The 25888-nt window shown below is 44.0% G+C and carries 17 protein-coding genes; 3 read left to right on the top strand and 14 right to left on the bottom strand.

Features of this window, described 5'->3' with window-relative positions; all coding sequences use genetic code 11:
* Window positions 1–16: 16 nt before the first annotated feature.
* Window positions 17–1354 carry an ABC transporter substrate-binding protein gene (locus ABHC48_RS01370; protein ID WP_195698890.1) on the bottom strand — a complete coding sequence of 446 codons (1338 nt, stop codon included), beginning with the start codon at window positions 1352–1354 and terminating at the stop codon, window positions 17–19.
* 311 nt (window positions 1355–1665) lie between these two features.
* Here ABHC48_RS01370 and ABHC48_RS01375 point away from each other — a divergent pair, with 311 nt between their 5' ends.
* Window positions 1666–2688 (top strand): LacI family DNA-binding transcriptional regulator, encoded by a 1023-nt coding sequence (locus tag ABHC48_RS01375; RefSeq protein WP_195698889.1) that lies wholly within the window; start codon window positions 1666–1668, stop codon window positions 2686–2688.
* Between the two features lie 74 nt (window positions 2689–2762).
* On the opposite strand, the gene ABHC48_RS01380 is transcribed toward ABHC48_RS01375, so the two are convergent.
* The 8 genes from ABHC48_RS01380 to ABHC48_RS01415 form a co-directional block, all read right to left on the bottom strand.
* Window positions 2763–3761, bottom strand: coding sequence for a LacI family DNA-binding transcriptional regulator (locus tag ABHC48_RS01380; protein ID WP_187565811.1), 999 nt, complete (start codon window positions 3759–3761; stop codon window positions 2763–2765).
* Between the two features lie 104 nt (window positions 3762–3865).
* A complete protein-coding gene (gene rbsD / locus ABHC48_RS01385) occupies window positions 3866–4267 on the bottom strand; it encodes a D-ribose pyranase (protein WP_173716076.1) in 402 nt (133 codons plus the stop codon).
* Window positions 4268–4370: 103 nt separating this feature from the next.
* A complete protein-coding gene (locus ABHC48_RS01390) occupies window positions 4371–5417 on the bottom strand; it encodes an ABC transporter permease (RefSeq protein ID WP_118582012.1) in 1047 nt (348 codons plus the stop codon).
* Window positions 5418–5436: 19 nt separating this feature from the next.
* Window positions 5437–6975 carry a sugar ABC transporter ATP-binding protein gene (locus tag ABHC48_RS01395; protein ID WP_148463203.1) on the bottom strand — a complete coding sequence of 513 codons (1539 nt, stop codon included), beginning with the start codon at window positions 6973–6975 and terminating at the stop codon, window positions 5437–5439.
* Window positions 6976–6989: 14 nt separating this feature from the next.
* Window positions 6990–7577 (bottom strand): DUF2291 family protein, encoded by a 588-nt coding sequence (locus ABHC48_RS01400; RefSeq protein WP_173718359.1) that lies wholly within the window; start codon window positions 7575–7577, stop codon window positions 6990–6992.
* A 173-nt stretch (window positions 7578–7750) separates the two neighbouring features.
* Window positions 7751–8734 carry a D-ribose ABC transporter substrate-binding protein gene (locus ABHC48_RS01405; protein ID WP_118582021.1) on the bottom strand — a complete coding sequence of 328 codons (984 nt, stop codon included), beginning with the start codon at window positions 8732–8734 and terminating at the stop codon, window positions 7751–7753.
* A 428-nt stretch (window positions 8735–9162) separates the two neighbouring features.
* Entirely contained in the window at window positions 9163–10053 is an 891-nt protein-coding gene (locus ABHC48_RS01410) for a ribokinase (protein ID WP_187565813.1), read from the bottom strand.
* A 169-nt stretch (window positions 10054–10222) separates the two neighbouring features.
* Window positions 10223–10861: a Crp/Fnr family transcriptional regulator gene (locus ABHC48_RS01415; RefSeq protein ID WP_195698888.1), complete on the bottom strand. Its 639-nt coding sequence runs from the start codon at window positions 10859–10861 to the stop codon at window positions 10223–10225.
* 221 nt (window positions 10862–11082) lie between these two features.
* Here ABHC48_RS01415 and ABHC48_RS01420 point away from each other — a divergent pair, with 221 nt between their 5' ends.
* Window positions 11083–12873 (top strand): flavin reductase, encoded by a 1791-nt coding sequence (locus ABHC48_RS01420; protein WP_173716073.1) that lies wholly within the window; start codon window positions 11083–11085, stop codon window positions 12871–12873.
* A 131-nt stretch (window positions 12874–13004) separates the two neighbouring features.
* Here ABHC48_RS01420 and ABHC48_RS01425 read toward each other — a convergent pair whose 3' ends face one another.
* From ABHC48_RS01425 to ABHC48_RS01435, 3 genes are all read right to left on the bottom strand, one after another.
* Window positions 13005–14024 carry a U32 family peptidase gene (locus ABHC48_RS01425; protein WP_173769773.1) on the bottom strand — a complete coding sequence of 340 codons (1020 nt, stop codon included), beginning with the start codon at window positions 14022–14024 and terminating at the stop codon, window positions 13005–13007.
* A 99-nt stretch (window positions 14025–14123) separates the two neighbouring features.
* On the bottom strand, window positions 14124–15557 hold the full coding sequence (locus ABHC48_RS01430; protein WP_195698887.1) for a hypothetical protein: 1434 nt from the start codon (window positions 15555–15557) through the stop codon (window positions 14124–14126).
* Between the two features lie 193 nt (window positions 15558–15750).
* Complete coding sequence (locus tag ABHC48_RS01435; protein WP_195698886.1) at window positions 15751–17913, bottom strand: alpha-galactosidase; 2163 nt, start codon at window positions 17911–17913, stop codon at window positions 15751–15753.
* Between the two features lie 170 nt (window positions 17914–18083).
* Here ABHC48_RS01435 and ABHC48_RS01440 point away from each other — a divergent pair, with 170 nt between their 5' ends.
* A complete protein-coding gene (locus ABHC48_RS01440; RefSeq protein WP_148463212.1) occupies window positions 18084–18923 on the top strand; it encodes an AraC family transcriptional regulator in 840 nt (279 codons plus the stop codon).
* Window positions 18924–18994: 71 nt separating this feature from the next.
* Here ABHC48_RS01440 and ABHC48_RS01445 read toward each other — a convergent pair whose 3' ends face one another.
* Window positions 18995–19795, bottom strand: a complete 801-nt coding sequence (locus ABHC48_RS01445; RefSeq protein WP_148463213.1) for a hypothetical protein — start codon at window positions 19793–19795, stop codon at window positions 18995–18997.
* Window positions 19796–20091: 296 nt separating this feature from the next.
* Window positions 20092–25888, bottom strand: a 5797-nt coding sequence (locus ABHC48_RS01450; protein ID WP_195698885.1) for a Cna B-type domain-containing protein, incomplete at its 5' end; no start/stop codon positions are given.

Below are 25888 nucleotides of genomic sequence, written 5' to 3' on the forward strand. Positions count from 1 at the left end.
AATCATTCTCCCCTTTTTACTGTTCTCTCATTGACTCCCAATCACTGATATTCTGTGCAATCACTTCATCCCAAGTCATACTTCCTGCAAGATAATTCTGGATATTTGCGGCAACTTTGCTGTCCCATCCAGATGGCTGTCCTGAAAATACCCACGGAATTGTTTTTCCTGCATCTACATATCTCTTTACTTCAGCAGAAAGCGGATCGCTGATGGAAACATTATCATAATTATCAAATGCAAGAATGAAGCCAAGGTCATTTACTACGATTTCTTTACCTTCATCAGACTGGTATAACCAGTTCAAAAAATCCTTTGCTGCCTTTTTCTCTGCGTCAGAGGATTTTGAATTAACACACCAGTAATTGGATACTCCTACTGCAATACAGTCTTCCACTACACCTTTCAGCGGAACCGGAAGAATCCCCAGATTATCAAGAACGTCTTCAGATACATTGGAAACCTCTGAAGAAATCCAGTTACCCTGCTGAACAACAGCAACACGCTCAATAGCAAGTCCACCGCCTACTTGTGTGGAATAATCAACAGAATTCAGTAAAGACAGATTATCTTTGCTGCTGGTGTATTTTGTTTCCAGATCAATCAGATCTTTTAACTGATCGCTGTATGTGTACTCTACTGTCTTACTGTTAAACGCATTCGCTGCGCTCTTAAATTCCTGGCTCAGCGCAACATTGTTTGTATGAAGGCCTACAATCCAGGATTCCTTTGCTGCATATTCCTCTACAGCTTCCAGAACTGGAAATTCTTCAGCCAGCTTGCCCTCATCAATCTGTTTTTGTAAATCTGCAAAGGCTTTATCAATTGCATCGTACGTTGTTAATGTGGAAGCATCAATTCCGGCAGCCTCAAATATTTTTTTGTTATAAATCAAACCATATCCTTCAATTGCCAGCGGAAGTCCGTAAACTTCTCCGTCAACTGTTACATTATCCACACCGCCAGCCGTTACATGAGATACCCAGTCCTGATCTGTCAGAGGTTCCAGATATTCCTGATAGCTTGCAATATCATCAGGTCCGCCTAAGGTAAAGATTTCAACAGGATCATTTCCCAGCATCTTTGCTTTTAAGGAAGAGGCATAATCAGAACCACCTACTGTTTCCAGATTAATCTTTACATTTGGATTTTCTTCCTCATAAGTGTCAATTGCCGCCTGTAATGCATCACTGATCTCATTTTTATTCTGAAAAACATCAATTACAACCTGATCATCACCTGAACTATTACTTACTGACTCCTGAGTATCTGTGCCGTTGCCTGCACTTCCACAACCTGTCATCATTCCTGCAACCATTACTGCTGTAAGTATGGTACTAATCGCTTTTTTCATTTTCTTCTCCTCCATGCTTTCAACTTTTCCGTTTTCTCTTTGGGTTATTTACGTAACCTCTATGTGTTTAAAATAGCACTGTTTAATATATTCGTCAATAGGTTATGTTGATAACCAGTTTAATACCCAATATACATTTTCGGTTTTTGTACAATTTTGACAATCAGGTGGAACTTTGTTATAATTTAACGATACCAGGAATTCTGGGAGTGCAATGCACGGAACAATCCGCAGGCATCATAGTAGGGGACTTTTAACCCCCAATATCAATTTAATACAACGTTTCGCAAATAATTACAGGGAGCTTCCATATGACTACGATCAAAGACATTGCAAAGCGTGCCGGGGTAAGCACCACCACCGTATCCAACGTAATTCATGGAAAGACCAGCAAGGTTTCTCCTGCTACAATTGAATTAATCGAAAATCTGATTCATGAGATGGGGTATGTTCAGAAGATGGGACTGAGTGTTTTAAGCAATAGCAATTCCAAAATGATTGCGCTAGTCATACACTCACATAAGAAATATGAAGATGCCGTAATCTCTGACCCATTTTATGGCAAGATTATCGGATTTATTGAAGAAAAGCTGAGAATAAACGGCTATTATATCATGCTCTATTCTACAGATGATGTAAACGAAGTGTTTCGCACCGTTATGGCATGGAATATTGACGGTGTAATTGCCCTGTCCTTCTCCCGGAATGACTGTAATAAAATGTGGTCTCTGATTCATAAACCAGTCATTTCCATTGATGCTTATGGAATCTCCCACGACGATACTCCTGTAACCAATATAGGCCTGGACGACTATACCGGCGGTTCTCTTATGACTGAATACATTCTGGAATGTGGCTATCAGAATATCTTGGTCTGCGCCACCAGTGATTATGGAGTAGATCAGACCCGATGGAAAGGTGCAAAGGAAGCCTTCGACAAGCTTGCTGGAAAAGACAGTAACAAGAAAATCCGTCTTGTAAACATTGGTGAAACCTCATTGACCAGAGAAAGCTTCTATCAGCAATTGATTCGCCGGATTCCTTTCCCCCAAAAAACCGCTGCCTTTTTTCTGTCTGACTATTTTGCGATGGAGGCAATTAGTTACCTGGCATCCAAGGGTATCCGTGTCCCTGCCGATATGGGAATCGCAGGTTTTGACGATATTACATATGCTCACCTTACAGTTCCCAAACTCACTACTATTCACCAGAATATGGAAAAAAAGGCAGAGCTGGCTGTATCAGAGCTTTTGAAAGCAGTACAGGATCCTGTTACCTATATCGGAAAAGAAGCTCTTCTGGATGTAATACTGGTAGCCCGTGATTCCATATAGCTCAGTCTCGCAAACATAAATTTTCCAAAAACAAAGTCCTGTTTTCCAAAATCCACTGGAAAACAGGACTTTATTTATATTTTTTTCACACTCTCACGCTCAATAAACTGCGTACACATCTGCATCTTGATCTTAATCCCGTCATTATCTTTCAGAATATCCCGCAACCGCCTTACAACAGCTCTTCCCATCTCCTGCTTCGGCACCCGGAGTGTGGTCAGAGGCGGATAAGAAATTGAGGAAAAAGTAAGGTCGTCAAATCCCACAATGGATATGTCCTCCGGAATCCGGATTCCAAACTCTGCCATAGCCTTCATAGCCCCCAGCGCGATCATATCGTTGTCTGCGAAGAAAGCTGTAGGCAGCTTCACCTTCTCAGACAAAAACCGTTTCATATTCTCGTAAGCACCGTCGATGGTAGTTGCCATTGTAAAAATATAGTCCTTATTCAGGGGAAGTCCCGCCTTTTGCAGTGCTGTCTGATACCCTGCAAAACGAGACCGGAAAGGTTTGATCCTAAAATCTCCCCGCAGATAACCAATCTCTTTATGTCCATTGGCAATGAGATACTCTGTAGCCATACGTGCAGAATCTGCATTATTGATCAGCATGGCATCAAAGCTCATATCCTCTTTCCAGTAATCAATCACAATAAACGGACAGGTCATTCCGCGGATCAGGTCAATGTCCGCATCCACCATCTCTGTTCCCAGAAGGATCACGGCCGACGCCTTGTCATTCATGATCCACTTCGCCTGTTCCTGATATCCAGGATCTCTTTTGTCCAGATTACACATCTGCATTTCCATTCCACAGGCGCGGCATTCCTGTTCCACCCCGGAAATCAGCTGGATAAAAAAGGGAGAATCCTCAACCACAGCACCATCCCGCTTAAACATGACAAATTTTATTTTACGGATATGATTTTCCTCAAAATACCCAAGATCCTGCGCCACTTTAAAAATCTTCGCAGATGTCTCAGCATTCACGCCTTTTTTGTAGTTTAGTGCATTTGAAACAGTTGCCGGAGAAAATCCTGTGATCTCACTGATTTTTCTCACACTCACTTTCATTTTAGTTCCTCCTCTGTCGGTAAAATAATGCCATACATCTGCGAAAAAAAGACGCTGCAAAAACAAGCTATCACCTGTTATTCGCAGCGTCTTCTCTGATCATTTTATGCCGGGAACGCAACTCCCGCTCTTAAAATTATGTTCGGATAAGGTGTAAACTCACCTGTACGGATTGCAAATTTGCACTGTGCAGACATCTTTTTCAGATCTACGTGGTCAATTCTGCTCTCCTCTGCCTCAGGAAGGCTCTGCTGAATATATGCAAGAAGCTCCGGATTTTTTTCCTCAATCTCATTTGCAATGGTGTAGGCTTCCACTTCTGTCTCCGCTAGCACTGCATCCATCACCTGTTTAAAGGTGGGAACCCCTCCGCATACAACCAGGTCTACAATCTCCACGCCCTTTGGAATGGGCATTCCTGCATCACCGATCATAAACAGATCTTTATGTCCCAGCTCTGCGATACAACGGATCAGCTGGGCATTTAAAATCCCTGATTTTTTCATGCTATTCCTCCTGCATCTCTGATTATTACTATAAATCTTTTTCGGATTTTTTTCAACTTTTCAAATTATTTTAACATTAAGAAATATTTTGTTGGTTACCTAATTATTTGTTCTCGTTTCTTGCCTGAAGTGCCATCTTCGCCTGAAGATTTCTCTGTGTCTGGTCAATTACGACTGCAAGGATGATAACCAGACCACGGATAACCTTCTGCCAGAACTCGGATACACCACACATTGTCATACCATCATTGATAACACCGATAACAAATGCACCGACTACAGTTCCGATAATGGTTCCGGAACCACCGCTCATGGAAGTACCACCAAGTACGGTAGCTGCGATGGCGTTCATTTCCCAGCCATCACCAGATGCAGGATGTGCTGCGGAAAGCTGTGCGGTGTTGATCATACCAACCCATGCTGCACAGAAGCCGGAGATCATGTAAACGATAATTTTGATCTTGTCTGCTTTGATACCGGAAAGACGGGCAGATTTCTCGTTACCGCCGACTGCAAGTACATACCATCCAAATGGAAGCTTCTTCAGGATGATAACGGAAATAATTGCAAGCACTGCGAAAATGTAAACACCGGTAGGAATGCCGGCAATATTGCTTCCAAGGATCTTGAAGCCTGTGTTGCCAAGTCCGTCATAGCCCTTGATATCAGAGAATGTTGCACCGTTGGAACGAAGGTTTGCAAAACCACGGCAGATATACATGGTACCAAGGGTAGCGATAAATGGTGCTACACCTAATTTTGTTACAATAAGGCCGTTGACTGCACCGATGATGCATCCAACAACCAGCATGGTAATAATGATTACCGGAACGCTGAAGTAAAGGGTTACACCTGCAAATTTCAGTGTAATACCTTCCTGGATCATACCACCGGCAAGCATACCAACAAGTCCGACTACAGAACCAACGGAAAGGTCAATACCGCCGGTAATGATTACGAAGGTCATACCAAGTGCAAGGATTCCATACAGGGCTACGTGCTTGGCAACCATGGTCAGTGTAGATGCTGACAGGAATGTGGTTCCTTTTACAATGGTAAAAAAGATGACCAGGAGTACCAGTACAATAAAGGTACGTCCTTTTAACAGTGTCATTAACAACTGATTATTATTTGATTTTTTGTTATTCATTGTTCTGCTCCTCCCCGGCTTACGCATTTCTTCCGGTTCCAAGTCCGGCATAAGATGTACGTACAAGTGTGTCTTCTGTGATCTCATCTCCGGTCAACTCGCCGGTCTTTTTGCCATTTGACAATACAACGATCCTGTCTGCGATTGCCATGATCTCTTTCAGCTCAGATGAGATAACGATAATGGAAAGTCCTTTTTCCGCAAGGTCGTGAATGATCTCAAAGACCTCAGTCTTCGCACCGATATCAATACCACGGGAAGGCTCATCCAGAAGTAAGATCTTCGGCTTGGTCAAAAGTCCTTTGCCGATTACAACCTTCTGCTGGTTTCCACCGGACAGTGACAGGATTGGAAGTCTCTTGTCCGCCACTTTAATATGGATATCCTTGATCTGCTCGTCAACTGCCGCATTCTCTGCTTTCTCGTCAAGGAACAGACCTTTTACATAATCTTTCATAGAAGAAATAGCGGTATTCTTGCCGATGTCAAGAGTCTGGATCAGACCCTGGCTCTGACGATCCTCAGGTACAAGAGCAAAACCGTTTTTGATCTGGGCGGCAACATCTTTGATATTTAGCTTTTTGCCCTCATAGAGTACATCACCGGTGTGCTCCGGATGAAGTCCCATCAGGCACTCAAACAGCTCGCTTCGTCCAGCTCCCAGAAGTCCGTAAACACCAAGGACCTCGCCCTTTTTCAGATCCAGGCTTACATGGTCAAGAGTCCAGCCGCCGCCTTTTTTCGGAAGGCACATATCCTTAATTTCCAGCACCTTCGGCTGTTTGGAAAGGTCAATGCTTCTCTCAAACCGGTGATACTGGGTGTTCTTTCCAACCATATTCTCTACGATCCAGCTGAGCTCAATGTCCTTTACATCAGCATCTGCAACGTATTTTCCATCACGAAGAATGGTAACGTGATCGCCAATCTCCATGATTTCTTCCAGACGATGGGAAATATATACAATGGAAATTCCGGCTTCCAGAAGCTCTCTCATAATCTTGAAAAGTACCTTAACCTCTGCGGCAGAAAGAGAAGACGTAGGCTCATCCATGATCAGGACACGTAAGTCATCCTGGTTCAGGTTTCGTGCAATTTCCACCATCTGCTGCTGTCCTACACGAAGATCTCCGACCATGGTTTCCGGTGGAATTTCATGTTCCAGACGCTGCAGGATTTTTTTCGCACCCTCTGAATGGGCCTTGTCATCCAGGAAAAAGCCTTTCTTTTTCTCATGTCCCATAAAAATATTCTGGTAAACTGTCATATTCGGGAAAAGAGAAAGTTCCTGGTGGATGATTCCGATACCTTTTGCACGGGCTGCATTGGTATCCTTGAAGTAAACCTCCTGGCCGTCCATGTACATCTTACCTGCTGAAGGCTGCTCGATTCCGGCAATCATCTTCATCAGGGTGGATTTTCCGGCACCGTTCTCACCGATCAGAACGTTTACCTTTCCTTTCAGAAGATCGAAGGAAACCTGATCCAGAGCTTTGGTTCCGGGATAAATTTTATCAATTTTTTCACAATGGAGAACAACATTCGGATCATCAAACATAATGCTTCCTCCTTTTATTCAATCGTCAGCTCAACTGCTGTAACAGATACTGCATCTGTACCGGCTTCTGCGCCGCCTGTAAATGTAACAGTCTTGCCAACTACATTTTCGTCGATTCCAAGTGGGTCAATTACCTGTGCAAGCGCCTGCTTGTTCAGTTCTTTTCCATAGCTTGACCATTCCGTCTGGTTGGTAAAGCTTTCAAAATTCTTCAGAGACTGAAGGTCACGGATGGCGGTACTGGAGTTCGGTCCATCTGTCCGGACCTGAACCTCTGTAGTTCCGGTATATCCATCCAGTTCTACTATCAGATAATGTTTCGGGGTGTCTGTATTGTATTCTTTGATTTTTCCTGTGCCTTTTACTGCAATTGTTTCTGTAATGCCATCACCATTTAATAATTCAGAAAGATCCTGTGCCTTGTCGGAAATGTCCGCTACAACGGCTCCCCAGTCACCCTGGGACTCTGCTGCGGAATCAAATTCCTGTTTTCCTGTATAAGAAGCTTCTTCGCCAATGGGTACTACAGTTACAACACCACAGCCGGTAAAGGTTACTGCTGTACATGCGGCCAGAACTGCCAAAATTCTTCTGCTTTTCATAATCATCTCTCCCTGCTTTCTATTATAAAAGGCGGCGCTGGCGCACCGCCTTCCAAAGCGTGTTTAAAAAGACTTTCTGCAAAATATACCACAAAGCGGGGCATGCAGATTGTGCGAATAATTTTTCAAACACTCGTTCATTTTTTATAAAAATCTGTTTCCTGGCAGCCAGATTATTTAGCTTCTGGTTCTGTGTAAACAAATGCGTTCAGGCAATCTGTGTTGTCAGCTGTGATTGCTACACAAGGAACAAGCTGTTTCTCTTCTTCCGGAGCTGTACCGTTAAGGTAAGCGTCTGCCTGCTCAACTGCCATCTCAGTGATCAGAGCGATCTGCTGAAGAGCGGTACCAACCATGTCACCAGATTTGATGTAAGCGTTTGCTTCGTCAGATCCGTCAAGACCGATGATCTTAATGTCGTTACGTCCTGCATCCAGGCAAGCCTGAACAGCACCACATGCCATTGTGTCATTACCGCAGATAATACCGGTGATCTCTGGATTGGACTGAAGGATTGCTTCTGTCTTCTCATAAGCTTCTGTCTGATCCCAGTTAGCGGACTGCTGAGCTACCATCTCAAGATCCTCATACTCATCAATTACAGAATGGTAGTTATCAGAACGAACCTGGCAGTTTGTATCGGATTCAAGTCCAAGGAGCTCTGCGTATTTGCCTTCGTAGTTCATAGCCTCAACCCATACTTCTGCGATTGCTGCTGCACCCTGTGCGTTATCTGCAACGATCTGTGCTACTGCAAGTCCGGACTGGTTGATTTCACGGTCGATAAGGAAAGTCGGGATTCCAGCGTCATATGCTTTCTGAACTGCTTCGATGGAAGCATCTGCACCAGCGTTATCGCAAATGATTGCTGCTGCGCCATCGTTGATAGCTGCTTCGAAAAGCTCAAGCTGTGTAGCAGCGTCGTCATCGTGGGAAGCACATTTTACTTCGTATCCAAGTTCTTCAGCTTTCTCTTTCGCAATTACCTGCTCTGTGTTGAAGAATGGGTTAGATGTGGAAGGTGTGATACAGTAAATGATCTTGCTTCCGCCGCCTGGAAGTAATTCTGCATTCTCTTCAGCCATTACCGGAACTGTCATTAAACCTCCAACCATCGCTGCTGTCATAGCCAATGCCATTGCTTTTCTTGCTTTCATAAATACGTCCTCCTTGAAATATAATTAAGATCTGTTTTTGTTCGGTTTTCTCTCCGAACTGTTGATAATTTGATTATAAACGTTTGCATAAATATTTCAATAATCTTTTTAGTTTTATGTGTTATTTTGTATGAATGCACAAGGTTTTTGTTGTGATTTTAGTAAGTTTTTACTATAAAATCTATGTATTCCCAACCATCCATTAGTGTATTTATGTAAACGTTTATATAAACATTTATAAGCAGTATGTAAAACATAATATAAATTTTGCGCGTTATGGAGACGGTTGCCAAGACTATCCAGAGCCAGGCAACAGCTCTGGTGAATAAGACCTGTTCTCTGCAAAAATAAGGCAGTCACCAAGGTCTCATGCAAACATGGACTTTGGTGACTGCCACACACAGATACACGCTTATGTAATTTGAAATCTACAACATTCCCAGATCTTTCTTCACTTCATCCGCTCTCGGAATGGACGGTGTAGCGCCTGGTCTTGAAACAGCAATGGAGGAGGCCTTTGCAGCCATTCTCAGCGCCTCCTGGATGGATCTGCCCTCGATGACTGCTGCAATGAAATATCCTGTAAATGTATCACCAGCTGCTGTGGTATCCACAGCTTTTACCTTGAAAATATCCTGGAAAACTTTTTCTTTTCCATCGTAATAAACAGCGCCGTCACTTCCAAGTGTAAGCACGAAACGTGCATTAGGAAATTTCGCAGCCATGGCATCCAGGATCTGATCTTTATCCTTGCAGCCAGTGATCTGTTCACCTTCAATTTCGTTTACGAGAAACAGATAAACCTTACTGAGATCACAGGTGCTCAGCTTGTCATCAAAAGGTGACGGATTCATAACAATCTTCATCTTTTTCTCATAAGCCTGGTCAATAATGTAGTCCAGCATATTAATCTCATTCTGCAGGATCAGATAGTCTCCCTCTCCAAAATCAGCAAGAACCTCATCTACAAATTCCTTTGTCTGCATCTGGTTGGTTCCACCGTATAAAATGATGCAGTTCTGGGCATTTTTGTCCACCTGGATCATGGTATGACCACCCTTTACCGGAAGTCTGCGGATATATTTGGTGTTTACACCAGCTTCCTTACAAGCATCCAACAGAATATCTCCATCTGTTCCCACGATTCCCGCATGATAAACCGGCACCCCAGCCTTCGCCAGTGCAATAGACTGGTTCAAGCCTTTTCCCCCGCTGAAAACTTCCAGCTTGGAAGAATGCTGGGTTTCACCGCCTACAATGATGTGATCTACGGAATACACGTAGTCTACGTTTAATGAACCGTAATTTAGTACTTTCATGTAAAAACCTCCAATTTGTTTGTTCTCCCTCATGCCGCCACCCACAAACCTTTTCAGATGACAGCATCTATACTTCTATTATTATGTTGTACAAGTTTCTTCTCGTCAACTATATTTTCCATCAGAATGTTACCGTTTACTGATAAAAAAATATATATCCACTCTATTTTCAATCCAAAATCCGCAATTTCTTCCCATCCCGTTCTATAATCCCCTCGTCTGCCAAGTTCTTCAGCTCCCGCATCATGGCACTGCGGTCTACACTAAGGTATTCGGCAAAAGTGGTGTAGGACATGGGCAAAATAACAGTTTTCGTCTGTTTTTCTGCGGCAATGGAATTTAAATAGGTCATGATCTTCTTTCGGATGCTGTTTCTTGACAGCACATAAATCCGGTTGGCCTGCTGGCTGGCACGCAGGGCAATCATCTGAAGCAGGTTGCTTACCAGCTGGCTATGGAATTTACAGGCATTTTCGCAGCGTTTAATCACATGCTCATAGGCGATAAACAGCACTCTTGTTTCGGATTTTGCACAGACATAATAGTGCTGGGATTCTTCAGGTAAAAGGAATGGTTCGCCGAAAACACTATCCTTTTTCAGGTTATCTATCATATATTGATTTCCATCTTCATCAATGCAATAAAGGACTGCCTGACCTTCCAGGATCAGACCTATTTTTTTCATGGAACTGGCATATTCCATCACAGTCTCATTATTCCGATAGACTGCTTCATGCATATCGAAACAGATGCGCATACGTTCCTGTTCTTCAGGAGTTATGTATGAAAAAAGTGTCACTGGTGTCATTTCTACAATCCCTTTCTATAAATTTATCCAGAACATGTTCAAAAAATAATTTCTTATATCTTACACCATTTTGTTGTATTTGCAACAGATTTTATTTCAAAATTTGGTTATACTAAGACCATGTTAAAGAAATAACAAAGCAGTAAAAAATACATAGTTCCCGCAGAAATCACAAACAATTACACCAATAACAATATCTCATAAAAAGGAGACGAACCCCTATGAAAATTACAGACACCATCCGCTACGCAGGCGTAAACGACCATCAGATTGATCTTTTCGAAGGTCAGTACAAAGTACCGAACGGTATGACGTATAATTCCTATGTGATCCTGGATGAAAAAATCGCAGTCATGGATACTGTAGATGCAAATTTCACTCACGAATGGCTGGATAATCTGGACCGCATCCTGGAAGGCCGCAAGCCAGACTACCTGATTGTACAGCATATGGAGCCGGACCACGCAGCAAATGTGGCAAACTTCCTGAAAGTTTATCCGGAAACCACCATCGTAGCCAACGCAAAAACCTTCACTATGATCCAGAACTTCTTCGGTCTCGACCTGGAAGGACAGAAGCTGGAGGTTACAAATGGCGGCACCCTCAACCTTGGAAACCACAACCTGACCTTTGTTTTCGCTCCCATGGTGCACTGGCCAGAAGTTATGGTAACCTATGACAGCACCGATAAAGTACTTTTCTCCGCAGATGGCTTCGGAAAATTCGGCGCACTGGATGTAGAAGAAGATTGGGACGATGAAGCTCGCAGATACTTTATTGGCATCGTTGGAAAATACGGACCACAGGTTCAGAAATTACTGAAAGTTGCCGCAGGCCTGGATATCCAGATCATTTGCCCTCTTCACGGACCTGTTCTTACAGAAAACCTTGGACATTACATTGGTCTTTACGATACATGGTCCTCTTACACACCAGAGACAGAAGGAATTGTCATCGCCTACACATCTGTATACGGTCATACAAAAGCGGCTGTAGAGCTGCTGGCTGACAAACTTCGCAGCAAGGGATGTCCCAAAGTTGTTGTATATGATCTTGCAAGAGATGACATGTCACAGGCTCTGTCCGACGCATTCCGCTACAGTAAGCTGGTTCTTGCTACCACAACCTATAATGCAAGCATTTATCCGTTCATGCACGACTATATCACCCGTCTGACCGAGCACAACTTCCAGAACCGCACCGTGGGCATCATCGAAAATGGTTCCTGGGCACCTCTGGCAGCAAAAATTATGAAAGAAATGCTTTCTGGCTGCAAGAAGATCAACTGGCTGGACACTACTGTAAAAGTGCTTTCCGCAGTAAACCAGGAAAACAAGGATCAGCTGGAAGCTATGGCAAGCGAACTTTGCAAAGAATACATTGCCCAGAATGATGAGCTGGCAAACAAAAATGACATGACAGCCCTTTTCAGAATCGGATACGGTCTTTATGTAGTTACCTCCAATGACGGCAAAAAAGACAACGGACTGATCGTCAACACTGTGACCCAGCTCACTGATACTCCAAACCGTATTGCGGTAAATATCAATAAGGCAAATTACTCCCACCATGTGATCAAACAGACTGGAGTTCTCAACGTAAACTGCCTGTCTGTAGATGCACCGTTCTCTGTATTCCAGCAGTTTGGTTTCCAGACCGGACGCAGCGTAGATAAATTTGCAGGTCAGAAGGTCTACCGTTCCGATAATGGACTGGTATTCCTGGACAAATATATTAATGCATTTATGTCTCTGAAGGTTGAACAATATGTAGACCTTGGTACCCATGGAATGTTCATCTGCAGCGTCACCGAAGCCCGCGTCATGAACGATCTTGACACCATGACTTACACCTACTATCAGAAAAATGTAAAACCGAAGCCAGAAACCGATGGCAAAAAAGGCTTCGTCTGCAAAGTATGCGGCTACATCTACGAAGGTGACGAGCTCCCGGATGACTTCATCTGCCCGCTGTGCAAACATGGAGCTGCAGATTTCGAGCCCATCGGATAAAAAAACAACCAGATAAATTTTTCAAGGCAGCACAGAATCCAGAGCGTGTCTGAAAAAGGCTTTCTGCAAGATGTGCACCACAATTTGTGGGCATGATTTTTCAGACACACTCCGGAGCCTGCGCTGCCTGATTACCGGTAATAGCAATTCCTGCTGCACCCTCTGGGAAAAATCTGCAATTTCAATTTTCGCCGGAATTCCATTTCGTCAGCGGATTCTCTCAATATATTCAACGCCATTCGAAGATTTCGAATATCTTTTTCCATGTAATCCGTATAATTTCCACGGCCAACCAGCTTCAAGTGCGTAATTCCGGCTTGCTTTAACTGATAAAGTGCACATAGACCACAGCCAGTTTCACCGCAAAGATAACCTGCAGAATCATAGGAAAAATCATGTAAACTGTGAAAATCATCAGGAACAAAGCCGTCTGGCAGCAAATGCCCTCCGTTTATTTCCTGATTGAAGATTTCAGAACCGGCATTCCCTGTTTTTAAGGTTCCGATCTGATAGGGCACTTTACAAAGATACCCCATCTCATCGCAATGCAAAGAATTACAAAATGCACCTGTAAACTGGCACATTTCATTCAATACAAAGGCCTCAAATTCCGGAATTCCTTCTGTCCCATCCTTTTTTCCACATTTATCAACAACCGCTTTCATATCTTCGAATGTATTTTTCCTGTGAAAAATCACACGTTTCAATCTCATTTTTGCCAATGAAGCCACCATCTGGCTGTTAATTTCTCCACATTCTCCACTGAGATGGATTTCGCAGTTTATACCATTTTCACGTAAATATACCATCAACGCCGGGTCTGCAATAATATAACTGTGAAAACCGATTTTCATACACTGGCTTATAATCCCGGCAATTTCTGGATATTGTTCCGGGATATAATACAGGGAATTGAAGGTAAGATGGACTGGTTTTTCGTACTTTTTCATCATCCCAGACAGGATTTCCAGCTCACTGAATGCGCCAAGCTGTACGTTATAACAAAGTACTTCCCTGCGGTTTAAGGGCAGTACCGTTCCGTATTTTTGGGACCAGGAATAAGGAACATAACCACAGAAAAATTCATCTGCACCAGCCTCCGCGAACTTTATATATTCATCTATCGAGCCTAATCCTGCTACTATTTTCATCACTTATCTCCATAAATTCCAGCCTTGAGCAGCCATGTACTTCATCCTGAATAAAATATCGCTTCTGCCTCAACACGGGTATGTCACCTGCCGGCGGCATTACCATGCTCTTATTACAACCCGGTCCACACCGTTTTGGATATAATTCTTCAGTATTTCTTCCTCTTTCAATATCCTCATATCAATCCCAAACAACGAATTATACCGCCCTATCATATGCAAATGTTCCGGATACAAAAGTGCATATTCCGTACAATATCCCGGGCATTTTTTTGCAAGCTTTTGTCGTCCTCTCTCGCCTGTTTCACATACTGCACCAAGAGGACAATACTGTGATGTATTGGTCTGATAGAACGGAATATGCAGGCTGTTTTTTCCAGGTGGAATCTGCTGTTCGTAACCGCAGGATTCCCATTCAAAGCGTTGGATTCCATATTCTCTTTCCAGAAAATTACGGTAAAATCCAGCATTCAGGCTGTTCCTCTCAAACCATTTCTGTTCTCCTTTTTTGAACGAAATCCGAGGGTCTTTTCTGCGTTTATTTAACAAAATTCCAAGGCTGGGAATCAGATTCCTTCTGCCTTTTTTTACTAAAGAGGCCATTCCCCAGTCATTTACAACAATCTCTACAGCCTGCCCTTTTTCTTCACACCACCAGTTAATTTCATCAAGCAATTCTGTTATATAATCCAGCATATATTCCCGGATATAAGAAAAAACAAGTGTGATTTTCACCTGTTCTGCCGCTGCTTTTTCTATTATTTCAAACAACAATTTACGTTCCGGAAACAGAAGATGGCAGAACTGATTTCCAATATAAAAGCGATCCGGTACTCTATGTTTCAGAATAATGCTGCCGCAGATACCGATACATTTTCCGGCATACTTTTTGGAAAATTCTGTCAGGGAACTATTCAAATATTCCTGATACAATTCCGGGCGATCTATCTCCAGCGCCAGTTCCGCAACACCTGATTCAGGCGGTACCTGGCACTTATACCCAGGCTCAAAGCCAGTTCCGTACTGAGAACAATTATCAGTTAAATCTATACGTTTCCCATTATAAGCGGACTCCAATCCATCTGGCGTAAGCTCTCTCCGCCATATTCCCACCTGCTCTTCCAGACTGCCACGCTTGACCTCATCCAGTTCCCCCGGATACCCTGTCAGGCTTTTCACCAACGCGCTGTCGTCCTCTTCCAGCTTCAGATGAATGTAGTGATTATACTGATAAAGAAGCCTCTGAACCGCCTCCGCATACGCTTTCTGCTTCACCGTCACCTTATATTTCACATAAAATCCGGAGAGTTCTGCGTCCACCATATCAAACCTTTGTATATCGTATTCTGGAATTTCCAATTCACGATAACACCCATTCTTTATGTCATAAAAGCACACCTTCAAAGCTTCTGAATCAGAGATATTTTCTTCGATTGTCCGAAAACAAAATCCACTCTCATCAATCTCTGTAATCCGAACCTCCCGTCCCCCCACAACCCCGGCAAGAAGCCCGAAAGGAATCATTGAAACCATTGCAATCACACCCTGTTCCGTCTACGAATACTGCAAGTATATCTCAGAATATATAAAAAAACAATCTTTCCAGTTTATAAACCTTTTCTCCTTTTTTCTTCACAAAAGAATGGTAAAATTAACTTAACGACTATGAAAAGGTTCGGGTAAAATATACCGCAAAGTGGGGGGTGCAGATTGCGGGAATGATTTTTCAAACACGCTCTAGTTCTATCTGGTATGCTTCATATTCGCTCACCGCAGCAGGAAGCAGTATTCCAGCCTCCATAAGTGCAGCTCCCGGATATACTTTTCCGGTAGTTTTTTCCCGATAAAAAGCATCCTCTTCCATTCCTTTTAAGGTAACGTATGCTGCCGGCGGATTGGCTTCTGCTGTAAGTCTTATCACACTTACCAGTGCCTTGGATCTGTCATCTGATACCACCATCCAGGCCGCAAAATTATCCTGGAAAGGATTGGAAAGACGGTAATAATCTCCTTCACGGATCAATTCCTGATACTCCCTGTATTGGGCAAGTTGGGCACGGATTTCTGCTTTTTCCTTTGCATTTAAAAGTGCGGGATTCAGTTCATAGCCAAAGGTTCCAGACATAGCTGCAACACCTCTTGTATGCATACTGGTCACTCTTCCGGTCTGATGGTTTGGCACTGCTGACACATGGGAACCCATTGCTGCTACCGGATAAAAGAAGGAAGTTCCATATTGAATCCGTGTACGGTTAATAGCATCTGTGTTGTCACTGCACCAGATCTGAGGGGTATAATACAGCATTCCGGCATCAAATCTTCCGCCGCCTCCGCTGCAGCCTTCAATAAGAATATCCGGATAACGGTTCGTAAGTTTTTCCAGGAAATCGTACACCCCAAGAACATAATCATAAGTCACGTTTGGTGCATAAATATCTGCCAGGCTGCGGTTCATATCCCATTTAATGTACTCCACATTTCCCTGATCCAGAACTGCGCAGATGCGTTTAAATATCTCATCACGTACTTCTTTTCTGGAAAAATCAAGGACCAGCTGGTTTCTGGAACGGACAGGCTTGCGGCCTGGAATTGTGATTGCCCAGTCCGGATGTTCCCTGTAAAGATCACTGTCCTCACTGACCATTTCAGGCTCAATCCAGATACCGAATTTCACGCCTTCTGCGTTTACTCTTTCGATTAATTTCGTCAGAGTTCCGCCTAATTTTTCCTCGTTCACATACCAGTCGCCGAGAGAAGAATTGTCGTCATTTCGCTTTCCGAACCATCCATCATCCATAACCACCATATCGATTCCAAGCGCTTTTGCCTCCTTTGCAAGCTCTACGATGGTGTCTCCGGTGAAATCAAAATATGCGGCTTCCCAGCTGTTGATCAGGACAGGACGATTTGCATGGACGTATTTTCCCTGGCAGATATGATTCATAATGCAGTGATGGTACTGCTGGGAAAGCCTGGAAAGACCTTTGTTTGTGTAGGATAAAATAACCTCTGGCGCGATAAATTCAGCTCCGGCTTCCAGGGGATATGCAAACAGTTCATCAGTCAGACCCATCTGGATTCTGGTCTGATCATACTGGTCCTTTTCTGCTTCTACAAGGAAGTTTCCACTGTATACAAACAGCATTCCGTAGCAGCTTCCGCTGTCTTCATTTGTGTTTTTTCCTGCAAGGATTACCCCTGGATTATACTGGTGGCTGGAGGTTCCACGGCGGCTGCCAATTCGAGTGCTTTCATGGGAAACCGGCATTCTTTCCATGTTTCTTTCCATAGCATGTCTGCCATAAAATTTGATCAGATCATAGTCTCCGTGAAGGAAATCCAGGCATGCAGACTGGGCTTTTTTTACTGTTACAGGGGCTTTTCCAGCATTCTTAATTATCACACTTCTGGTGATAATATCTTCTTTTTCCAGTACTCCGTAGAGCAGATGAAGCTCTACTTTTGTAACAGGATCTTCCAGTATAATCTTCAAAGTTTCCGCTTCATTTTCTTCTGCACGGACGAATGGAAGACCTTTCAGAGTGTATTTTCCAGCCGCAATTTCATGTGTTATGTAAACCGGATTGCAGCACTGGGAACCATCTGCATTCTCTATATTTAACGCATAATTTCGGAAATCTCCTGTGCCAAGTGATGGATATTCCTGTGGCAATGCATCCAGAGAATAGGTTCTGTCGCTGCCTGCTGAATTCGGATTTCCAGAAAAGCCACGGTCTCCATAATTCAGAAGATAGTCCATTTCTCCTGCAGTTCTAGCACCATAATACAGGTGCAAAAGGTACCCTTGAGCATCCGCCTGCATCTGATAGGTAGTGTGGGCAGTGGTGAGGGTAAAAATCCGGGTTGTTTCGTTGAAGGTGATTGCCATGAGTGGGGCCTCCTTTTTCTATGATGTGTTAAGTATAGCATACCAAAATCAACACTTAAATAGCTTAATTTTTCTTATTTTATGCCTTTATGATGGTTTTTTATGGTATAATGAAATATATTATCGCATTATGATATATTGTCAGCAAATGTAACAGGAGGATTCCGGATATGGATAACAACTTTCACATTTTTCCGAGCGAAACTTTCATTGATCTATGCCTTTACCAATATGGACATGAGAAGTGTACTCCCGGACATTTATTTGGTCCGGCAACGCGGAATCACTATCTTTTTCACTATGTTCTTTCCGGAACAGGCACCCTGATGGCCACGAATTCCAAGGGGCAGAATGTAAATTATCAGGTTCGGAGCGGACAGGGATTTATGATTTTTCCAGGACAGATCACCACTTATGTGGCAGATATTCAGGTGCCATGGGAATACGTCTGGGTGGAGTTTGACGGGCTGCGTACCACAGAAATCCTCAACGTTTGTGGCTTTTCCAAGGATGCGCCAGTCTATATGGCCCACTCCAGGGAGGCACGAAAAAAGATGGCGGATGAACTGATTTACATTTCTCAGAATTCAGAGCAATCTCCTTTTCATCTGATGGGACATTTCTATCTTTTTGCGGATCTGCTTGCGCAATCTGTTGCCAGACCGCAGCCTGCCGCCACCAGTAAAATGAGTGATTATTATATAAAAGAGGCAATAAATTATATCGAACAGAACTTCCAGAATGATATTTCTATTGAGGATGTGGCAGCTGTATGCGGTATTAACAGAAGCTATCTGGGACGAATTTTCCGCACCAGCACAGGACGCTCTCCACAGGAATTTCTCATTCATTACCGCATGACAAAAGCGGCGGAATTGCTGAAGCTGACCACATTATCTATAGGAGATATCGGCTCTGCCGTAGGCTACGAAAACGCCCTCCACTTCTCCCGGGCTTTTAAAAATGTGTATGGGGTTTCACCGCGGGCGTGGCGGGAGCAGCATAGATGAAATTTTGATTATACAAAAAAGGACTTTCCGATTTCTCAGAAAGTCCTGTATCTGCTTGCGGTTATTGAATTTTAGAAGTTAAATCCTACGGATTTCAGTGTTCCGTCTGCGGACTGTGCGGTTACGTCCTGGGCAACTACGCCAGCTTCTGTCTCCTGGATGTGGAGGGCGCTCTGGGTTTCGTTTTCCTCTGATGCAACATTTTTGAATTCCATATTAATTACGACTGCTTCGTCTGGAACTTCGATCTCAACACCATCTGCGATGAAGGTTACGTCGTAGAAAGTGTACTCGTCGTCTTCTGTTGTTCCAAGGTCTCTGATGGAAGCCTGTTTTGCTTCTTCATATTTCTCACTGCCAGCTTCAAGCTTTACAGCGTTCATTTCAGCGTTTTCTGGAAGAGCTGTCTCATCAAACACTTTTGCAGTGATAATGACTTCTTCGTTCTCGAAACGGAAATCGGAATCTACGGTAGTTTCTACTGCATCTCCAACTTCACCGGTTCCATCGGTAAACTCAGCTGGATCAGCTTCTGCAGAGCTATCTGTGAATCCATCAACAAAAGCGGCTTCTTCAGCAGATTCCCCGGTCTGGAACTCATCCTGAGATTCTTCTGCCTGAACTTCCTCGGTCTGTGCAACCTCCGGCTGAACCTCTGTCTGAGTCTGCTCTGGCTGAACCTCCTCAGTCTGTGCAGCTTCCGGCTGAACTTCTTCCACATATACAGCTTCATTACCTGTAGTAAAAGCATCCATCTCTGCAAGTGCCTCCGCATCTGTAAATCCTTCTGCGGAAACTACTGTATATCCTGTCACCAGCATTGTCGCTGAAATCATAACTGCCATTGCTTTTTTTAATGTATTCTTTCTCATAATGGAAACCTCCTGAAATCTATAAAGTCATTCCCAAATGTAATATCCTTTAATTTGACTTCATTATACCAGTAGGGCTGTTTCGTCAACTCTTTCTTCGGGATGTTTTTCCACTTTTCAGGAAAGTTTTTTTACTTTTTTGCAAAACCAGAACCACAGGGCTGTTCTGTAGTTTTCCTTAATTGAGCAGGAAGCTAAAGTGAATCTGCAAAAAGGCGATCCGCTTTGTGTGCGGACCGCCTTCATTTGTACTTGCTTTGTTATGGTTCCAATCTGATCAGAAACTTTGTTTTGCTTTACTGTCTTTTGTTTCTTCTGCGGCGTCTTTCAGTCTCGGCTGCAAGCATTGCAGCTGCAAGAAGAAGCATCAGATAAGTTCCGATCGGGGTATCATCTCCGGTCTTCGGTGATTTGCTACCGCCGTAGCCGCCGGAATGATTTTCGGAGCCACCGCTATTTCCACCATCGGAAGAAGGAGTAGGTGTTGGTGTTTCTGTTACTGTGCTTTCTTCCTGGTTGGTGATGACAACTTCTGCTGTCATATTCGTTTCATCAAATATAACAGAATCTGCACTTACGGTAACTTTATATCCAAATCCTTCGGAGCCTGCAATTGGTTTTCCGTTGGAATCAGTTTCCGTTACATACAGGGTTACCTTTGCTCCTGACTGGGCAAGACCAACATTGATGATCTCACTTACTTCATAGCCACCGTCCATATCAAGCTTGATAATGTTCTGCTCAACCTGCTGGGAAAGCTGTGTATGAGCTGCATCATCAAAGATACCTGCATAGAATACCTCGTTGCTGTTTCTGGTGCCTCCATCTGCACCAAGAACCTTCTTGGTAATTGTCAGCTGACCCTGTTTGTAGAATCCATCTGGCGGGAAGCTGCTGAACACGTTTTCAAAGGAAACGGTTGTTGTTCCATTGGCTTCGGTTACTGTTGTGGAGTTACCATTGCCAAATACAGCTTCATAGACGGTTCCATCTGCAAGAGCGCCGATCGTCTGAGAAGTTCCATCCTGTGTACACTCTGCAATGTAGTATGTCTTGCCTGCCTTAATATTCTCTGAGAATACTACGGTGGAAGCATCTGCATTCTTGAACACAAGAGCTTTCACATCAGAAACTCTCTGAGTGCATTCTTTATCAGAATACAGGGCTACATAGAAGGTCTGATCTCTTGCTGCCAGATTTTCACCAATATAGGTAAGTTTCTTGGTTACTGCAATAGATGCTGAGGTTGCCAGTTTATCCTGTACAAGTAAAACACCATCCTTGGAAACAGCTGTTGTTTTTTCTGCATCTACTGTTCCGTCTTCTTTCAGAACAAAAGTAGTGTCGCTTGTAAGTAAATATCCGTCTGGAGCTACAGTCTCACGAAGAGTGTAAATCTTACCGGTTTTCAGTTTCTCGGTAACATGAGCTTCCTTGGTGGAATCCCACTCGTCTACTACGTTTCCATCCTGGTCAATGATCTGGATGTGAGCACCTTCCAGCTCTTTCCCATCGGAAATATCTACTTTGCTTACTTTTACAGAAGTTCTGCTGTCTTCTACCAGAAGGGTTCCATCCGCTGAGATGGTTGTGCTGGTATTATCTTTGTCAAGAGTTCCATCCTCCTTCAAGCTAAAGACTGTGTCAGCTGTAATAGTATAGCCATCTGGCGCTACGGTCTCGCGAAGGGTATATTTCTCACCGGTCTTAAGACCTGTTACTTCATGAGATTCCCAGATGGAATCCCACTCGTCTACTACATTTCCATCTTTGTCAAGGATCTGGATATGAGCACCTGCCAGTTCTTTCTGGTCGGTAATATCCACTTTGCTGATCTTAACAGATGTGATTGTATTGGTAATGATAAATCCTTCTGTGGCATTTCCTGTTACTGTGGAAATATAGCCAGCTGTTTTGCCAATTTCTTCTACTGTGTAGACAATATCCTTTCCAGACTTCTTCTCATCAAGTTCGGACCAGGTGTAAGTCCACTTGTTCTCTGCGTTCAGGGTAATTTCCTCGCCGCTGTTTTCTCCATCGGCTTTCAGCTGAACCTTGATTTCCTTCGGTCTGTGACCGCCGCGGTCATCGTTATCAGCCCATGACTTGGTAACTGTGACGCTGGTCTTTCCTGGTGCATAGCTATTGGTGATATCGTAGCCGGTGATCTCAGTTGTGTAATCTGCAACTGCATCCTCGGTTACCGTGTATACAATTTCTTTTCCAGCCTCATATTTCGGCAGTTTTTCGAAGCTGTAGGTCCAGTTTCCATTTTCGTCTGCGGTTACGGTCTGGCTGTCTTTCTCCTCGCCGTTTGCAAGAAGTCTTACAGTGATGCTCTCCGGACGTTTTCCATCCTGATTGTCCGCATCGTTCCAGGTCTTGGAGCCCTTCACCTCAGTTGTCTCGGTTGTGTAAGTGTTGGTGATGTTAAATCCGTCTACACTTGTTTCATAACCTTCCACTGCTTCCTCGGTTACGGTGTAGGTAATTTCCTTGCCATTTGCATATTTCGGCAGGTCTTTAAAGGTGTAGGTCCAGTTTCCTGCTTCGTCTGCTTTTACAGTCTGGCTTGCTACGATCTCTCCGTTTGCAAGAAGGTTGACGATAATGCTCTCTGGACGCTTGCCATCCTGATTGTCTGCGTCATCCCAGGTCTTGGTTACGGTGATGGAAGTTGTTTCTGGAGCGTAGGTGTTAGTCAGAGTAGTTACAGTTCCGTTCTTGCTGTTGTCGGTAAGTTCGTAACCTTCTGGGAGAGTTTCCTCTGTCCAGGTGTACTCGATTGCTTTTCCGTCTGCTTTTTCCGGAAGGTCAGATATAGTCTGTTTCCAATTGTTCTCGACGCTCAGGGTAACGGTCTTTCCGGTTTCTTTACCGTCTGCAAGAAGACTTACGGTAATGCTCTCCGGACGTTTTCCATCCTGATTTTCAGCGTCGTTCCAGATCTTGGTTACTGTTGCACTGGTCTTTCCTGGAGTGTAGCTGTTGGTGATGTTGCTGCCATCGTAGGTTGTAGTGTAATCAGTTACTTCCTCCTCAGCTACGGTGTAGGTGATTTCCTGGCCATTTGCATATTTCGGCAGATCTTTGAAGGTGTAAGTCCAGTTTCCTGCTTCGTCTGCAGTTACGGCCTGGCGAGTTTTCTCTGTGCCATTTGCAAGAAGGATTACAGTGATGCTTTCCGGACGCTTGCCATCCTGGTTGTTTGCATCGTTCCAGGTCTTGGTTCCGGTAATCTCGGTGGTCTCTGGCTGATGAGTGTTAATGAAATTATAGCCATCACTCTCGGTTGTGTAGCCATCGACTGCATCCTCAGTTACGGTGTAAGTGATTTCCTGTCCGTTTGCATATTTCGGAAGGTCTGTGAAGCTGTAGCTCCAGTTTCCGTCTGCATCAGCACTTACACTCTGGCTCTTAAGCTTAGTTCCGTCTGCAAAAAGGTTTACGGTAATGCTCTCTGGACGTTTTCCATCCTGATTATCTGCATCTTTCCAGGTCTTGGTTCCGGTGATGGAAGTAAGCTCTGGAGTATGAGTGTTGGTCAGAGTGGTTACCGTTTCGTTCTTGGAAGTTCTTGTCAGGCTGTAGCCTTCTGGAACATTAACCTCGGTCCAGGTGTAGGTGATATACTCTCCATCTGCTTTTTCCGGAAGACCAGTTATCGTCTGTGTCCAGTTGTTCGCAGCAGTAAGAGTAACAGTTTTGTTAGTTGGCGTTCCATTTGCAAGGAGAGCTACGGTAATGCTCTCTGGACGAATGCCATCCTGGTTGTCAGCATCATCCCAGATCTTGGTTACAGACGCGCTGGTCTCACCTGGGGTGTAGCTGTTGGTGATGTTGTAATTATCATCAATAGTTGTTGTATAACCAGGTACGGTAAGCTCGCTTACCGTGTAGGTAATTTCCTGACCATTTGCATATTTCGGCAGATCGGTGAAGCTGTAGGTCCAGTTATCGTCAGCTGTTACGGTCTTGGTGTCTGTAATTATGCCATTTGCAAGAAGGTTGACGGTGATGCTCTTTGGACGTTTGCCATCCTGATTGTTGGAATCGTTCCAGGTTTTGGTTCCGGTGATGTCGAGGGTTGCTGGTTTATGAGTGTTGGTAATATTGTAGCCGCTTACGCTTGTTTCATAACCAGCTACCGCATCCTCAGTTACTGTATAACTAATTTCTCCATTAACATCATACTGCGGCAGGTTCTTGAAGACATAATTCCAATTTCCAGCCTCATCAGGAGTTACCACCTGGCTTGCAGCTTCTGTTCCATTTGCAAAAAGTTTTACAGTGATACTTGTTGGTCTGATTCCGTCCTGGTTGTCTGCATCATTCCAGGTCTTAGAACCGCTGATATCAATTACTCCTTTATAAATGTTTTCAAAAGCAATTGCATCAACAGTATCATCACCTTTCTTGATTGTCTTGCTTACCTTCAGTTTTCCGTTTCCTGCATCTGCTACAGTTACTTCAACAGTATACTCTGTAGTATCATAAGTAACTTCGGTATTCTCTCTCTGAACTTCTGATACTGTGTAAACATGAGTTCCAACATCTTTAAGAGTATAATTGAGCGGGCTGAATGTTACATTTCCATCTGCATCGTTGGCAACGGTCTGAATAGTCTCTCCGTTCTCGTCCTTCAGCACGAAGTTAAAGGCATCAGCTTCAAGAGCTTTGTTCTTCAGGGTCTTACTTGCCTCCAATGTCAGAGATCCCTTTGCGTCGTAGGTATTGGTAAATACGATTTCACCCTTGGGTTCTTCTCTTACAATATCCAGTTTTCCGTCTTTGCCCTCATTTACTGTTACAGTTACTATACGAGTTGCATTCGGATCGTTTGTTACACCTTCTGCGCTTCCAGTCTCCTGGATTGTGTAGGTGTAGGTATTTCCTACATCTGCAAGCGTATACTTAATGGTTCCAAAGCTCAGGGACTGAGTATATCCGCTTGTTGCATTTGTCTTTACAACGGTCTGAGCTGGCATTGGAGTGCCTTCTTCGGCTGTTAATTTAAAGGTCCATTCATCTCCTGACTTGAACTCACGGCCGCTTAATACCTTGGTTACACCGAGGGTTGTTTCGCCATCGGCGTACTTGTTGGTAAATGTCAGTCCAGCTCCAGTAACTTCCTGAGTTACGTTAAGAGTTCCGTTTCCGTTGTCTCTGACAGATACTGTTACAGTTCTTGCAGCAACTGGATCGTTTGTTACGTTTGCTACATTTCCAGACTCGGTGATGGTGTAAACGTAGTCCTTATTGACATCTGCAATAGTGTAGTGAATCTTGCCAAAGTCAAGGGTTGTGGATGTTCCACTGGTTGCAGTTGTGGTAACAACTGGGTGTTCTGGCATTGGAGCGTTCGCATCATCGCAAGTTACGGTGAATGTCCAGTTATCACCCTTCTGGAACTCACGACCACTCAGGGTCTTGGTTGCGGTCAGAGTTGTTTCTCCGGTTGCATTGTATTCATTAGTGAACACCAGGGCATCCAGGCTCTTGTCTGCGGCTGCCGTCAGCTTTCCTTTTCCGTCATCGCTTACGGTTACCGTGATGGTGTAGCTCTCGCTGCTGTAAGTCACTCCCTCAAGTTTCTTTGCCGGTACATCCTCCGCTACTTTATAATAGTAGGTTCCCGGCTTGCTGTAAGTGATCTCCTGGAAGCTTACGGTTCCATCTGCCGCATTGGCTGCTGTATCGGTATAGCCTCCGTCTACCGTTTTTCCATCCTTATCCACTTCCGTGATGGTGAAGCTGAACTCGCCTTCTTTTAATCCACGGCCATTCAGCACTTTCTTCACGGCCGGCTGGTAGCTTCCGCTTGCGTTGTATGCATTGGTAAATACCAGGGCATCCAGGCTCTTGTCTGCGGCTGCCGTCAGCTTTCCTTTTCCGTCATCGCTTACGGTTACCGTGATGGTGTAGCTCTCGCTGCTGTAAGTCACTCCCTCAAGTTTCTTTGCCGGTACATCCTCCACTACTTTATAATAGTAGGTTCCCGGCTTGCTGTAAGTGATCTCCTGGAAGCTTACGGTTCCATCTGCCGCATTGGCTGCTGTATCGGTATAGCCTCCGTCTACCGTTTTTCCATCT

It is taken from the genome of Ruminococcus sp. 1001136sp1, from assembly GCF_039841815.1.
GTDB lineage: Bacteria > Bacillota > Clostridia > Lachnospirales > Lachnospiraceae > Blautia_A > Blautia_A faecis.

What these genes read in the sequence shown, in the direction of transcription:
- ABHC48_RS01370 (WP_195698890.1), bottom strand. Translation starts at nt 1,354, where the DNA reads ATGAAAAAAGCGATTAGTACCATACTTACAGCAGTAATGGTTGCAGGA.
- ABHC48_RS01375 (WP_195698889.1), top strand. Translation starts at nt 1,666, where the DNA reads ATGACTACGATCAAAGACATTGCAAAGCGTGCCGGGGTAAGCACCACC.
- ABHC48_RS01380 (WP_187565811.1), bottom strand. Translation starts at nt 3,761, where the DNA reads ATGAAAGTGAGTGTGAGAAAAATCAGTGAGATCACAGGATTTTCTCCG.
- rbsD (WP_173716076.1), bottom strand. Translation starts at nt 4,267, where the DNA reads ATGAAAAAATCAGGGATTTTAAATGCCCAGCTGATCCGTTGTATCGCA.
- ABHC48_RS01390 (WP_118582012.1), bottom strand. Translation starts at nt 5,417, where the DNA reads ATGAATAACAAAAAATCAAATAATAATCAGTTGTTAATGACACTGTTA.
- ABHC48_RS01395 (WP_148463203.1), bottom strand. Translation starts at nt 6,975, where the DNA reads ATGTTTGATGATCCGAATGTTGTTCTCCATTGTGAAAAAATTGATAAA.
- ABHC48_RS01400 (WP_173718359.1), bottom strand. Translation starts at nt 7,577, where the DNA reads ATGAAAAGCAGAAGAATTTTGGCAGTTCTGGCCGCATGTACAGCAGTA.
- ABHC48_RS01405 (WP_118582021.1), bottom strand. Translation starts at nt 8,734, where the DNA reads ATGAAAGCAAGAAAAGCAATGGCATTGGCTATGACAGCAGCGATGGTT.
- ABHC48_RS01410 (WP_187565813.1), bottom strand. Translation starts at nt 10,053, where the DNA reads ATGAAAGTACTAAATTACGGTTCATTAAACGTAGACTACGTGTATTCC.
- ABHC48_RS01415 (WP_195698888.1), bottom strand. Translation starts at nt 10,861, where the DNA reads ATGACACCAGTGACACTTTTTTCATACATAACTCCTGAAGAACAGGAA.
- ABHC48_RS01420 (WP_173716073.1), top strand. Translation starts at nt 11,083, where the DNA reads ATGAAAATTACAGACACCATCCGCTACGCAGGCGTAAACGACCATCAG.
- ABHC48_RS01425 (WP_173769773.1), bottom strand. Translation starts at nt 14,024, where the DNA reads ATGAAAATAGTAGCAGGATTAGGCTCGATAGATGAATATATAAAGTTC.
- ABHC48_RS01430 (WP_195698887.1), bottom strand. Translation starts at nt 15,557, where the DNA reads ATGGTTTCAATGATTCCTTTCGGGCTTCTTGCCGGGGTTGTGGGGGGA.
- ABHC48_RS01435 (WP_195698886.1), bottom strand. Translation starts at nt 17,913, where the DNA reads ATGGCAATCACCTTCAACGAAACAACCCGGATTTTTACCCTCACCACT.
- ABHC48_RS01440 (WP_148463212.1), top strand. Translation starts at nt 18,084, where the DNA reads ATGGATAACAACTTTCACATTTTTCCGAGCGAAACTTTCATTGATCTA.
- ABHC48_RS01445 (WP_148463213.1), bottom strand. Translation starts at nt 19,795, where the DNA reads ATGAGAAAGAATACATTAAAAAAAGCAATGGCAGTTATGATTTCAGCG.